14 protein-coding genes are annotated in these 12,951 nt (G+C 33.1%); 1 reads left to right on the forward strand and 13 read right to left on the reverse strand.

The genetic code is table 11. The features are described from left to right. Positions 1-20: 20 nt before the first annotated feature. From AABL81_RS08790 to AABL81_RS08810, 5 genes are all read right to left on the reverse strand, one after another. Positions 21-236, reverse strand: a complete 216-nt coding sequence (locus AABL81_RS08790; RefSeq protein WP_158210205.1) for a hypothetical protein — start codon at positions 234-236, stop codon at positions 21-23. Position 237: 1 nt separating this feature from the next. Continuing rightward, on the reverse strand, positions 238-1,092 hold the full coding sequence (locus AABL81_RS08795; RefSeq protein WP_158210204.1) for an energy transducer TonB: 855 nt from the start codon (positions 1,090-1,092) through the stop codon (positions 238-240). A 27-nt stretch (positions 1,093-1,119) separates the two neighbouring features. Continuing rightward, complete coding sequence (locus AABL81_RS08800; protein WP_090409001.1) at positions 1,120-1,668, reverse strand: ExbD/TolR family protein; 549 nt, start codon at positions 1,666-1,668, stop codon at positions 1,120-1,122. Positions 1,669-1,686: 18 nt separating this feature from the next. Further along, positions 1,687-2,316 (reverse strand): ExbD/TolR family protein, encoded by a 630-nt coding sequence (locus AABL81_RS08805; RefSeq protein WP_090408998.1) that lies wholly within the window; start codon positions 2,314-2,316, stop codon positions 1,687-1,689. Positions 2,317-2,397: 81 nt separating this feature from the next. Then, entirely contained in the window at positions 2,398-3,225 is an 828-nt protein-coding gene (locus tag AABL81_RS08810; protein WP_090408996.1) for a MotA/TolQ/ExbB proton channel family protein, read from the reverse strand. 339 nt (positions 3,226-3,564) lie between these two features. Between AABL81_RS08810 and AABL81_RS08815 the strand changes: the two genes are divergently transcribed. Next, positions 3,565-5,103, forward strand: a complete 1,539-nt coding sequence (locus AABL81_RS08815; RefSeq protein ID WP_341340838.1) for a helicase HerA-like domain-containing protein — start codon at positions 3,565-3,567, stop codon at positions 5,101-5,103. Positions 5,104-5,209: 106 nt separating this feature from the next. Here AABL81_RS08815 and AABL81_RS08820 read toward each other — a convergent pair whose 3' ends face one another. The 8 genes from AABL81_RS08820 to dtd form a co-directional block, all read right to left on the reverse strand. Beyond that, a complete protein-coding gene (locus AABL81_RS08820) occupies positions 5,210-6,553 on the reverse strand; it encodes an FAD-dependent oxidoreductase (protein WP_341340839.1) in 1,344 nt (447 codons plus the stop codon). Positions 6,554-6,724: 171 nt separating this feature from the next. Then, positions 6,725-7,810, reverse strand: a complete 1,086-nt coding sequence (locus tag AABL81_RS08825) for an agmatinase family protein (protein WP_158210201.1) — start codon at positions 7,808-7,810, stop codon at positions 6,725-6,727. A 57-nt stretch (positions 7,811-7,867) separates the two neighbouring features. Continuing rightward, a complete protein-coding gene (gene kynU, locus AABL81_RS08830) occupies positions 7,868-9,151 on the reverse strand; it encodes a kynureninase (protein WP_158210200.1) in 1,284 nt (427 codons plus the stop codon). Between the two features lie 232 nt (positions 9,152-9,383). Then, complete coding sequence (queA, locus tag AABL81_RS08835; protein WP_158210199.1) at positions 9,384-10,433, reverse strand: tRNA preQ1(34) S-adenosylmethionine ribosyltransferase-isomerase QueA; 1,050 nt, start codon at positions 10,431-10,433, stop codon at positions 9,384-9,386. Between the two features lie 115 nt (positions 10,434-10,548). Beyond that, positions 10,549-11,778: a 3-phosphoshikimate 1-carboxyvinyltransferase gene (locus AABL81_RS08840; RefSeq protein WP_341340840.1), complete on the reverse strand. Its 1,230-nt coding sequence runs from the start codon at positions 11,776-11,778 to the stop codon at positions 10,549-10,551. A gap of 9 nt (positions 11,779-11,787) precedes the next feature. Next, positions 11,788-12,114 carry a nucleotide pyrophosphohydrolase gene (locus tag AABL81_RS08845; RefSeq protein ID WP_090408976.1) on the reverse strand — a complete coding sequence of 109 codons (327 nt, stop codon included), beginning with the start codon at positions 12,112-12,114 and terminating at the stop codon, positions 11,788-11,790. Positions 12,115-12,125: 11 nt separating this feature from the next. Further along, on the reverse strand, positions 12,126-12,323 hold the full coding sequence (locus tag AABL81_RS08850; RefSeq protein WP_158210197.1) for a hypothetical protein: 198 nt from the start codon (positions 12,321-12,323) through the stop codon (positions 12,126-12,128). Then, positions 12,323-12,775 (reverse strand): D-aminoacyl-tRNA deacylase, encoded by a 453-nt coding sequence (gene dtd / locus AABL81_RS08855; RefSeq protein WP_158210196.1) that lies wholly within the window; start codon positions 12,773-12,775, stop codon positions 12,323-12,325. The genes AABL81_RS08850 and dtd overlap by 1 nt, the downstream gene beginning before the upstream one ends. Positions 12,776-12,951: the final 176 nt, after the last annotated feature.

A 12,951-nucleotide genomic window follows, 5' to 3' on the forward strand; every position in this document is an offset into this window, starting at 1 on the left:
ACGTTTTCACGTAGCTTTCTCTATTCTTGTTGCCATAATCGAATAAATCGAAAGACACCATATACGATAAGTAATACCCCAAACCATACACGATTAGTGTATTCTAAGGCTATTGGCATATCCTTCCAAACTAAGAACATTATACCTAATCCTAAATAAATAAGAAAGAAGGCAAGTCCTAAAATGAACAGAAATCGCTGAAGTAGCGATTTCTGTTTAAATTTATTTATCAACATACTATTGTACTTGGATAGTAATTGGTAATGTAAATTGAGAACGAACTGTTCTGTTGTTTTGAATTGCAGGCTTCCATTTAGGCATAGACTTCAAGACTCTCACAGCTTCTTTACCAGCTCCATAACCTGGGTCACGTGCTACTTTGATATCTGTTAAAGATCCGTCTTTCTCCACAATAAACTGAACAATAACTTGGATTCTCTTAACTCCAGAATCAATATCTGGTGTTCTAAATCTACTAATAAACTGCTTATTAAAAGCAGCCATACCTCCTGGGTACTCAGCTCTAACTTGTACAGCTACGAAAACCTCATTTGAGTCTCCATCTCCGTCTCCAGAACCTTTTCCTTTGTCAGCTTCACCAGTTTTTTCACCAGTTTTAATGTCTCCTTTTTCTTTGTCTCCTTTTTGATCTTTTGTACCAGGGTCAGCATCTTTGAAGTCATCTTGTTTAGCGATTTCTTCTTTTACTTCTTCTTTCTTAGCAATCTCAGGTTCAACAAACTTCTTTTGATCATTCACCGACTTAGTTGATTCCGCTGGTGGCGGTGGCGGTGGAGTTTCTTCCACTGGTGGTGGCGGTGGTAACTCTTCAATCGGTGGTGGTAAATTAATATCAACCACTTCGATTACTTGATCAATCACCTTTTTTTCTTTTATACCGAAAGTTCCCTTAGCCATTGCGATAAGCATTGGAGAAGCAATTGCTAAACCAAACATTGCCATACCTGCAAACAAAGCAACTGTAGTAACTTTTGGATTTTCAGATCTTAATTGATAAGCTCCGTAAGATTTGTTACGTCCTTCGAATACAATATCAATCCAATCTTTTTTAAAGATATTTAATTTTGACATAATTTCTTTTTTTCAATAAGACGTTAACTATTTTTCTCCTAAGAACTCTAAATCTTGTGCTGTGATATCAACGATAGCATACGCTTTTGTATTCGTAATTGCCATTTCATCTAATATATCTACAAGATTACGGTAAGTAGAACTCTCACTCGCTCTAATAATAACAATCAGTCCTTTCTCTGGATCTTGAGAATAAGCTAAAGCTTTTTTATTGTGCTCTAAAATAACTTGTCTTATTCCTGCTTGACCATAAGTAGATTCTGTTGGTCCCTCAAGTGGCTCGTGAGGCATCCCCATATACCACTTTAACTTATTATCCGCACCTAACAAGATAGTCATAGTACGATTCTCATCGACTTTAGTCTTACTATCTTCATCTGGCAATTCATCTTTATCCTTGTCAGGCATTGCAAGATTCATAGACTGCGGTTTATTCATTGATGTTGTCAACATAAAGAACGTAATCAATAAGAACGCTAAATCCACCATTGCTGTTAAGTCAACACCTGCATTTTGCTTTTTACTTCTTACCTTTTTGCCTTTACCGTCGCCTCCACCTGTATTTAATTCAGCCATTTACAGTTTTTTTAATGATTAAAAATCTTCATTTCTTAGACCTGTTACCAAATAAAATTTGTTCAAACGTTGTTCTTGCAAAATATCCATAACAGTTTTTACCTTAGGGTAGTGTACTTCAGCATCAGCTTTAATAGCTACTTCAAGTACTTTGTTATTTCTCTCTTTAGCAACAATACGTGCAGTTTGAACCCAATCCTTTAATTGGTTGTTTACTGAATCCGTAGGGATTCCAGGTTGCGATGCACTAATTTTATTTCTAACATCTGGCGGAAGATTCAAGAAACTTTTCAAATCCTTAATTGGAGTTCCAACACCCTCTATGTAAGAAAACGTCTGTTTTTCTTGATCATTAAATTCTATTTCATAACGCTCACCCATTTTCTCAAGGGTAGCTATACGATCTTCTTTACCTAAAACTCCAAAGAAAACCTTTTCTGCTCCATTCTCACCACCTACTGTAATAGTAGCTAAATTTACCTCCGGTAATTTAGTTTGTACTGTAGAATTTGGAGTATCAACAGGTAATGGCTCTGGAAGTTTTGCTGTAGAAGTCAATACGAAGAAAGTTAAAAGTAAGAATGACACGTCACACATCGCGGTCATATCCACTCTCATACTTTTCTTTTTCATTTTACCTTTAGCCATTGATAGTTAATTTTTAAACTGAACCTGTGTTATCTTACTAACACAGGTTATCAGTATTAATATTATATTCTTATTCTCGAATTATTTTACTAAACCTTTGAATCTTCTGTAAGATTGAGTAATAGCAAAACCTGCTTCGTCAATAGAATAAGTTAATCTATCAATTTTAGTTGTAAATGAGTTATACATAACAATAGCTAATGTAGAAGTACCAATACCTGTAGCAGTACATACTAAAGCCTCAGAAATACCTGTTGCTAATGCTGCCGAGTCAGGTGTACCAGAAGTTGCTAAAGCAGAGAACGCTTTAATCATACCTGTTACTGTACCTAATAACCCCACTAAAGTACCAATAGAAACTAATGTTGCTAATACAATCATATTTCTTTCTAACATTGGCATTTCTAATGTTGTAGCTTCTTCGATTTCTTTTTGAATAGCTTCTGTAGCTTCTTCACTTGAGAAACCTTCTTTTTTCATTTCTTCATACTTAACTAAACCAGCTTTAACTACGTTAGCTACTGATCCTTGTTGAGCATCACATGCATCCATTGCTTCGTTGATTTTTCCAGCGTTGATTGTACCTTGGATATCTTCTACGAATTTGCTTACATTTCCTTTTCCTGCAGCTTTAGAGATTACGAAGAATCTTTCAATTGAGAAAACCACTGTCATTGTTAATAAACCAATTAACGCTGCTACAACGATTCCTCCTTTATAAACCATTCCCATGAAGTTACCTGGAAGTGGGTGTCCTTCAGGATCACCATTTTCGAAGTTTGCAGGGTTACCCATTACAAATTTCCAAATAATGTAACCAAAAACCACACAAAATACTACTGCTAGTGATGCAATTACTCTGCTTGCTCCTGAACTAGATCCTTTTTTCTCAACTGTTTCGTTTGTCATCTTTTTAAAAATTTAATTCTTTTTTTTTCAATTATTACTTATTACTTATTTCTCTTTTAATACATATGAGAGTCGCAAATTTATGTTTTTACAGCAAATAAAAAAATTTAAAATGCTTTTTTTAAATTGTTTATTTGACGAATTAACACTAAGGAAATTTAACAGCCATATATAAAAGGAAATGTTAAGTAAAGGTAAAGATAATAAGTCTAATTGAATTAAACCATACTATTTTTTACAGAACCCTCATTTTTAACATTTCAATTTTATACTATTTATAATTTTACTTATCATTATCTTTGCTTTGTAAATGAAAATATTCACATTTAAGTTTAATAAATGAATACAGAAAAATTCACATCGCAGTTTCAAAATGGCTACACTTTTAAAGGTGATTATATCACAATTGGAGGTGCCAAATTAGACGACGCTATTCTTAGTGATCATTTAGTTAAAATTCCTTTAAAAACCATTAATAGACACGGCCTTATCGCTGGAGCAACAGGGACAGGAAAAACTAAATCTATACAGGTTTTATCTGAACAATTATCTTCAAAAGGTATACCAGTTTTAATGATGGATATCAAAGGTGACTTTAGTGGAATTGCTCAACCTGGAGTCGAAAATGATTTTATTAAGAATAGACATCAGCAAATGAATTTACCTTTTAATTCTCAGGGATTCCCTGTTGAATTAATGACTATTTCTGAACAGAACGGTGTGCGATTACGTGCTACAATTACAGAATTCGGCCCTATTTTGTTTAGTAGAATCCTTGATTTGAATGAAACTCAATCTGGAATTGTCTCATTAATTTTCAAATATTGTGATGATAAAAAACTTCCTTTATTAGATATTAAAGACTTTAAAAAGACGCTTCAGTACTTAACTAACGAAGGAAAAAGTGAAATTGAAGCTGAATATGGTAGAATTTCAGCAGCTTCAACAGGTGCAATTATTCGTAAAATCATCGAAATTGAACAACAAGGTGGAGAACTTTTCTTTGGTGAACCGTCATTTGATATTTCAGATTTAATGCGTGTTGATGAAAGAGGTCTTGGTTATATTAATATTTTACGTTTGACAGATATTCAAGATAAACCTAAACTTTTCTCTACATTTATGTTGAATCTACTTGCTCAAGTTTATTCTCAAATGCCTGAACAAGGAGATAGTGGACAGCCTGAATTAGTTATTTTTATTGATGAAGCTCACTTAATATTTAATGAAGCAAGCAAAACTTTACTTAATCAGATTGAAACAATAGTAAAATTAATTCGTTCTAAAGGAATTGGTATATACTTTATCACACAAAATCCAACTGATATTCCAAATGGTGTTTTAGCACAATTAGGTTTAAAAATTCAACATGCTTTAAGAGCTTTTACTGAAAAAGACAGAAAAGCAATTAAAACAGCGTCAGAAAACTTTCCGCAAACTGAATTTTATAAAACCAGTGAGATCATTACTCAATTAGGTACAGGAGAAGCCTTAGTAACTGCTTTAAACGAAAAAGGAATTCCTACTCCACTTACTGTTTGTGCAATGAGAGCACCTATGAGTAGAATGGATATTTTATCTAACGATGAAATTAATTCTATTATTGACAAATCTTCTTTAGCGAAAAAATACAATAATTATTTTGACAGAGAAAGTGCTTACGAAATCTTAACTGCTAAGCTAGAAAGAATGCAGTCAGAAGAAGTAGAGGTTCAAAAGCCAACAAAAACTTCCAAAACTACTACTGCTGCTCCAAAAAGTCAAAACAATGATATTACAAAAAGTGTTTTAAAAGTTGTAACAAGTGCTACTTTTATTCGTGGTGCTTTTGGAATATTAAATAAAATATTTGCTAATAATACAAAAGGTAAAAAATAATAAAAAAAGGCTGTCTATGTAGACAGCCTTTTTTTATTTAGTCATTCTAATAAATAGAAAATAATAGCTCTTTTATATTATAAACAAGCTAACATCTACTATTACATTATTCAGATTGAACGATCTCCTTCAACTTTTCCATTATCTCTGGAGAATCCCATTTCTCTTCAATATTATCTTCTCTCATTATTATATCCATCCATAAACCTTGCTGTTTTCCCATTTCTAAAGCTGCAACGTACGTATCAGTACTAAATGTAACTCTATCATATAAAGGCAACCATAAATCTGGGTAGTGAGAAGCAAACTTACTCTCTATCTTCTTACGCAATAAAAAAGTATCATCTGCCGTATGTTCACTCATTTCTCTAAAGTTTTGATATGACAACTCGGCAATTGCATCACCATTTGGCTTTCTCATCTCTTGATAACGACTCAAAACCTCATTCCAGTTTACCTCATCATATTGGTCAAGTATTTCACTTAAAACAAATACATCTTCTAATCCTGCATTTAATCCTTGTCCATAAAACGGAACTACGGCGTGAGCAGCATCACCAATTAAGGCTACTTTAGACTTGTGAATCCAAGGAAAACATTTCATTGTTACAAGTGAATTCACAGGATTTCTTAAGTATTGTGTTATATAACCAGGTATTAGTTGGGATACTTCTGGAAAATACTTAGCAAAAAACACCTGAATATCTTCTTCTGTTTTAATGCTCTCAAATGAAACATCTCCTTCAAAAGGCATAAATAATGTACAAGTAAAAGAACCATCTACATTTGCCAATGCTATTAACATAAAGTCCTTTCTTGGCCAAATATGAAAAGAATTAGCTGCTAATTTGTGTTCTCCTACCTCAGTAGCATCAATTACTAACTCTTTATATCCCAAATGTAAATATGATTGTTGATACTCAAACCTACTTTGTTTTTGCATTCTTGCTCTAATGCGTGAATAAGCTCCATCTGCCCCAATTATCAAATTATGTTTGATTGCTTCCCATTGCAATGCTTCTTCTTTAGCTGTAAATAACAGCCCTTTATCTAAATCAACATCCCAAATCGGTGTCTCAAACTTAAAAACTACACCAGCTTCTTCCGCAATCGTAATAAGGTGTTTGTTCAAATCTCCTCTTGATATCGCCCAAATAGCATCTCCTTTAACACTGTAAGGTTGGTGTTTAACCTCTCCTTCTATTGTATGAATTGCTCTTTGATACATCGGTATTCCAATTGCTCTTACTTGATCTGCAATACCTATTTTATCAAGAATACGCCATCCTCTATCTGAAAGAGCTAAATTGATAGATCTTCCTCTAAAGTCCAACGTTCTAATATCACAACTTTTATCATATACAACAACTTGGTAACCTTTCTTCTTTAAAGTTAATGCTAATACAACACCAACTAATCCACTACCTACAACTGCAATATCTTTACTCATCACATTTATACTATTTGAAACTATTACACCAAATAAACTATCGTATTCATAATTTATCTTGACTATAATAACTACTTATAATTCTGTTTGTTTTAGCTCATAAAGCTACAACCACAAATGATAACAAAAAAATAAAGAGCCAAAAAATGGCTCTTTATCTTTATATCAAAATTACTTTTTGAATTCTATTTTTTCTCCTACTGCTAATCCTTGTGATTTAGCATAAGCTCCACACATATGGAATAACAATCTTGCTCCTACGTTTCCATCCCAATCATCTTCTCCTGGTGCAACTTCTACCAAGTCCATACCAATTATCTGCTTATTCGTTTCAGATAATCTTGTGATCATATAAGTAGCTTGTTCAAAAGTTAATCCTCCTGGAACTGGTGTTCCTGTATTTGGACAATACCAAGGTAACAACGCGTCGATATCAAAACTAATAGCTACTTTCGCAGGTAATGAATCTATGATTTGGTCACATTTCGCTTTCCAAGACATTCCTTCAAACTCATCTGTTTTTAAATCCGAATCTGTATGAACTAATACTCTACCGTTTGAAGTATGTACAACCTCAGCTTCTTGCTCACAAAAATCTCTAATTCCTACTTGAACTATTTTTTCAACTTGAGACAGTCCTAAAGTATTGAACATAATTGACGCGTGAGAATAAGTAAATCCTTCATAAGCATCTCTTAAATCCATGTGTGCATCAAAATGTAAAATTCCAAAAGAATCGTGGTATTTTGCTAAAGACTTATAGTATCCTAATGGCGTACTGTGGTCCCCTCCTAATAACACAACTTTTTTACCTTTTTCCATCCAATAAGTGATTCTTTCTTCAACCTCTTTATGGAATACCTCACACGCTTCATTAATAGCGTCTAAATCTTTTTGCAATGCTGGATTTTCTGCAACATCTTCACCATTCTCTAATGCCTCAATAATTGGCTGAGCCATTTCTTTATATTTTGCACTATTCTCTGCCCAATGTGCAGGTGCCTCATCTATAAATATCCCTAATTTCCATAACTCAGGATACTGTTGATGATGTAAATCTACTTGAAAAGAAGCTTCTAAAATAGCCTCTGGTCCTTCAGAAGTACCAGCTCCATAACTAACAGTAACCTCCCAAGGTGCAGGAACTACAATAATTTCACTTTCTTCTGCAGTAAAAGGTAATCCATAAATACTTGCATCAGCTAATCCTGGTTGAGAAGGATCAAAATTGTCTATTTTATGCTGTTTTGTTGACATCTGTAAATGTTTATTTTTTTTGCAAATTTAAAATTATAATTCAATCTCAAAACAATACTACACATTAGATTGTTTTAGTCCTTGTTTCAATATTTGTCCAAAGTGATAAATATCTTCATAAGAGGTGTAAAAAGGAACTGGTGCTAAGCGAATTACATTCGGTTCACGCCAATCTACTATCACTCCGTTTTCCATTAAATAAGTAAATAACTCACGACCTTCTCCGTGTAATAAAACTGAAAGCTGACTCGCTCTTTCTTCTGGGACTACTGGTGTGATTACTTCAAAATTACCTCCTACTTCTTTTGCAATATCTTGAATAACAAAATCAAGATAAGCTGTTATTTGATCTCTTTTACCTATTAACGTAGACATCCCAACTTCAGAAAACATTTCTACAGAGGCTAAATAAGGAGCTAAACTTAGAATCGGTGGATTACTAATCTGCCATCCATTTGCACTTTCAATTGGATCATATTTTTTTTCCATCAAAAAGCGACGCTCTTTATTATGCCCCCACCATCCACCTAAGCGAACAAGTGTTTCATCTTGGTGATACTTTTCATGTATAAAACAACCTGAAGCATTTCCTGGTCCTCCATTCATATATTTATAACTACACCAAGCTGCAAAATCTACATTCCACTCGTGTAACTTTAATTCTACATTACCAGCAGCATGAGCTAAATCCCAACCTACTTTAGCATTGTATTGCTGTGCATAATTGGTAATCGTTTTCATATCTAATACTTGACCAGTGTAATAATTAATTCCACCTATCAGAACAAGAGCCAACTCATCTCCTACCTCATCAATTTTAGCAAGAATATCTTCCGTTCTAAAATTGTGTTCTCCTGCTCTACGTTTTACCTCTACAACAACATCTTTATAGTTTAGTCCGTGCCATTGTACTTGTGATTGTATTAAATACTGATCACTCGGAAATGCCTTCTCTTCACAAATAATTTTAAACTTTCCATTAGTAGGTTTATAAAAAGTAGCCATTAACAAGTGTAAATTAACCGTCAATGTATTCATTACAGTAACCTCACTTGCTTTTGCTCCAACAACCTTTGACAAAGGTTCACAGAATCTCTCGTGATAATCCCACCAAGGTTTTTCTGCATAAAAATGTCCCTCTACTGCTAATTCTGCCCAATCAGTCATTACTTCATTTACAAACTTAACTGCTCTTTTGGGCTGAAGCCCTAATGAATTACCTGTAAAGTAGATAACTTGTTTCCCGTTTACTTTTGGAAAATTAAACTCCTGTCTGTATTTAGACAGTACATCTTTACTATCTAAATTCTTTGCATAAGAAAGAGTGTTCTCAAACATCATGAATTATATTGCTTTTGGTTTTAGTAAATGTAACTATTTTAATCCTATCTCAAAGACACCTCATCGAATAAAACCGAATGCTACTTTCTATTAAAATAACTAAATGATTATCTCTAAACAATAACTTATCACAATAGTGTTAACTACTTTATATCCTTGTTTCCTTAACTCAAAACAAAAAAGAGGATATCTAAACAGATATCCTCTTTTATAAATTATTTAAAATCTTCTACTATAAGATTAGCATCGCATCTCCGTAAGAGTAGAATTTGTATTTCTCTTTTACAGCTTCTTTATAAGCTTTCATCATTAAATCATGACCACAGAAAGCTGAAATCATCATCAATAATGTTGACTTAGGCATATGGAAGTTTGTTACCATACAGTCAGCAATACTGAAATCGTAAGGAGGGAAAATAAATTTATTTGTCCATCCAACGAAAGGATTCAAAGTTTGGTTAGAAGATACAGAGCTCTCTAAAGCACGCATACTTGTAGTACCTACAGCACATACTCTGCTTTTTCTTACTTTAGCATCATTAACTATATCACAAGCTTCTTGAGTTACAAACATCTCTTCAGAATCCATTTTATGCTTAGATAAATCTTCAACCTCAACTGGGTTAAATGTACCTAATCCAATGTGTAATGTAACTTCTGCAAATTTAATTCCTTTAATTTCTAAACGTTTTAATAAATGCTTAGAGAAGTGTAATCCTGCCGTTGGTGCAGCTACAGCTCCTTCTTCTGTTGCATATATTGTTTGGTAACGTTCTGCATCTTCTGGAACTACCTCACGGTTGATATATTTAGGAATTGGAGTTTCTCCAAGTTCTTGAAGTTTTACTCTAAATTCTTCATAAGACCCATCATATAGAAAACGTAATGTTCTTCCTCTTGATGTTGTATTATCAATTACCTCTGCTACAAGAGAATCATCTTCTCCAAAGTATAATTTATTTCCAATACGAATTTTACGAGCAGGATCTACTAAAACATCCCATAAACGCTGTTCTGCATTTAACTCACGTAATAAGAAAACTTCGATTCTTGCTCCAGTTTTTTCTTTATTACCATATAAACGAGCTGGGAATACTTTAGTATTATTTAATACCATTACATCACCTTCATCGAAATAATCGATTAAATCTTTAAATTCTTTATGGTCAATAGTTCCTGCTTTACGATCAATCACCATTAAACGTGATTCATCTCTATTTTCAGCTGGAAACTCTGCCAATAACTCAGTTGGCAAATCAAAATTAAAGTTTGATAACTTCATTGAATACGGTTTAAATTAAAATAACACTAAAGACTATAATAGTCCAAGAATCTGCAAATATACAACCTCACGATAGGGGTTGTCAAGTATTTAACGATATTTTTCTTTTTATAGCTTATATCTCTGCTATATTAAATCCTAATTCAGTCAAGCAATCCCAAAAACTAATAAATGATTTACTAACTACCTCTGCCTCAAGAATTACTATATCAGTCTTTAATGCTAAAGGAGCAAAAGCCATAGCCATCCTATGATCTTGGTAAGTTTCAATTGCAATCCCACTATTAATCACTTGACTTGAATCGATAAATAAACTCTCATCCGTGACAGCAATAACAGCACCAAGTTTTGTTAATTCGTTTTGTAAAGCAACTAATCGATCTGTTTCCTTGATTTTTAACGTATGTAGCCCTTTTAACTCACATTCAACTCCCAATCCGAAACACGTAACTGCAATTGTTTGAGCTAAATCTGGTGTTTCTACCAAATCCGCACTAAACTTAGACTCTGCCTCTTCTACCTTTTGTAACGCTATACAATCATCTTCTAAAAAGATAGTTTCAACTCCTAATCTTACATATAACTTTGCTACATTACTATCACCTTGTAAACTATTCTCTTTATAACTACTTAATCGCATTGTTGTTCCTATAGGTGATAATGCGATTATGGAATAAAAATAAGAAGCGGAAGACCAATCAGATTCCACAGTAAAACTATTTTTAAATGGTTTTTCTAATTGTTTCACAACAATAGTATTGCCTTCAAAAAGTGTTTCTACCCCTAATTGATTTAATAAAGACAAAGTCATCTCAATGTACGGGCGTGAGGTAATATCTCCTATTAATTCTAATTCAACCCCTTGTTTAAAATGAGTTCCTACTAACAATAATGCAGTTATATACTGACTACTAATATTAGCAGGTAATACAACTCTCCCTCCTTCTGACAAATGTCCTTTTATTTGCAATGGTGGATATCCTTCAATTCCCTTATAACTAATTTCAGCTCCTAACTGACGTAAAGCATCGACCAAAACACCAATAGGTCTTTCTTGCATTCGTTTACTACCAGTCAATACCAAGCTTCTATTTGTACATAAAGAATAATAAGCCGTCAAAAAACGCATTGTTGTTCCTGCGTGATGAATATCAACCACTTCCTCTGTAGTTGACTTCAATGCATTTACCATAGCACAAACATCATCTGAGTCAGATAAGTTTTTAATGTGTAATAACGGAAACAATTGCTGTAAAATAAGTAGGCGATTACTTTCAGATTTACTTCCTGAAATCACCAACGATTTACGATTGTTTATTTGACTATGAGAGAGTATCTTCTTCATATAAACAGTTTATTTCAATTTTTCATTGTTGTGGTGGCGGTCGTGATCGCGCTTTGTTTTCACATCCATCTTTTTATCAAAAGCTTCTTGTAGATTAACTCCTGTCTGATTTGCTAAACAAAGTACAACAAAAACAACATCGGCTAATTCCTCACCTAAATCTTTATTTTTATCACTTTCTTTTTCAGATTGTTCTCCATAACGTCTTGCGATAATACGGGCTACTTCTCCAACTTCTTCTGTTAATTGAGCCATATTAGTCAACTCATTAAAATAACGAACTCCGTGTTCTTTAATCCAATTATCTACTGCTTTTTGTGCGTCTTGTATATTCATCTTTTTTATGCTTAATTCTTTTTAAATATTTTTCCTTTAATCCACTTGTCGTAAATAATCATCAATGCCATAAATACAACATATTTTACCATAAAATTCAAAACACAGGTTTGATTTCCTGCTATGGCACATCCTAACTCATCTGACAAAAACCAAGTTAATCCAATATATATAACCGTAAAAAAACTATATTTTACTAATGTATTCATTACTCTTTATTTTGTGTGTCAATAATTATAGTTACAGGTCCATCATTTAAGAGTTCTACTTTCATATCAGCTCCAAACTTTCCTGTCTGAATAGTCTTTCCAAGTTCTTTTTCTAATTGTGCTATAAATTTCTCATACATCGGCACGGCAAAATCAGGCTTTGCTGCACGTATATAAGAGGGTCTATTCCCTTTTTTTGTAGAAGCGTGTAAAGTAAATTGACTTACCAACAAAATATCTCCTTCGATATCTTTAATAGACTTATTCATCACTCCATTCTCATCATCAAATACACGTAAATTAGTTACTTTTCCTCCTAACCATTCTATATCACTTTGTGTATCTACTTCTTCAATACCAACAAGTATAAGCAATCCCTTTTCAATTTCACCTATAACTTGCCCTTCTACAGTTACAGATGCTCGTGTTACTCTTTGTATTACAGTTCTCACTTGATAATTCTTTTTTAAATCAATATCTACAAACTTAAAACTTTCAATTAGTCTCTCCTCTCTTTCTACTCGTTTTTTTTACTTTATCAAAACCTCAAAAAACAATATAAATCCAAACTAAACACTACTCAACATTCACTTAGTGAGAATATGCTTTTTTACACTAATTCTAATTA

Source organism: Myroides sp. C1519, assembly GCF_038039755.1.
GTDB classification, from domain to species: domain Bacteria; phylum Bacteroidota; class Bacteroidia; order Flavobacteriales; family Flavobacteriaceae; genus Flavobacterium; species Flavobacterium phaeum_A.

Excerpts from the sequence above, each read along its gene's own strand:
- AABL81_RS08795 (WP_158210204.1), bottom strand. The coding sequence starts at position 1,092 with ATGTCAAAATTAAATATCTTTAAAAAAGATTGGATTGATATTGTATTC.
- AABL81_RS08840 (WP_341340840.1), bottom strand. The coding sequence starts at position 11,778 with ATGAAGAAGATACTCTCTCATAGTCAAATAAACAATCGTAAATCGTTG.
- kynU (WP_158210200.1), bottom strand. The coding sequence starts at position 9,151 with ATGATGTTTGAGAACACTCTTTCTTATGCAAAGAATTTAGATAGTAAA.
- AABL81_RS08850 (WP_158210197.1), bottom strand. The coding sequence starts at position 12,323 with ATGAATACATTAGTAAAATATAGTTTTTTTACGGTTATATATATTGGA.
- AABL81_RS08805 (WP_090408998.1), bottom strand. The coding sequence starts at position 2,316 with ATGGCTAAAGGTAAAATGAAAAAGAAAAGTATGAGAGTGGATATGACC.
- queA (WP_158210199.1), bottom strand. The coding sequence starts at position 10,433 with ATGAAGTTATCAAACTTTAATTTTGATTTGCCAACTGAGTTATTGGCA.
- AABL81_RS08790 (WP_158210205.1), bottom strand. The coding sequence starts at position 236 with ATGTTGATAAATAAATTTAAACAGAAATCGCTACTTCAGCGATTTCTG.
- AABL81_RS08820 (WP_341340839.1), bottom strand. The coding sequence starts at position 6,553 with ATGAGTAAAGATATTGCAGTTGTAGGTAGTGGATTAGTTGGTGTTGTA.
- AABL81_RS08800 (WP_090409001.1), bottom strand. The coding sequence starts at position 1,668 with ATGGCTGAATTAAATACAGGTGGAGGCGACGGTAAAGGCAAAAAGGTA.
- AABL81_RS08815 (WP_341340838.1), top strand. The coding sequence starts at position 3,565 with ATGAATACAGAAAAATTCACATCGCAGTTTCAAAATGGCTACACTTTT.
- AABL81_RS08845 (WP_090408976.1), bottom strand. The coding sequence starts at position 12,114 with ATGAATATACAAGACGCACAAAAAGCAGTAGATAATTGGATTAAAGAA.
- AABL81_RS08825 (WP_158210201.1), bottom strand. The coding sequence starts at position 7,810 with ATGTCAACAAAACAGCATAAAATAGACAATTTTGATCCTTCTCAACCA.
- AABL81_RS08810 (WP_090408996.1), bottom strand. The coding sequence starts at position 3,225 with ATGACAAACGAAACAGTTGAGAAAAAAGGATCTAGTTCAGGAGCAAGC.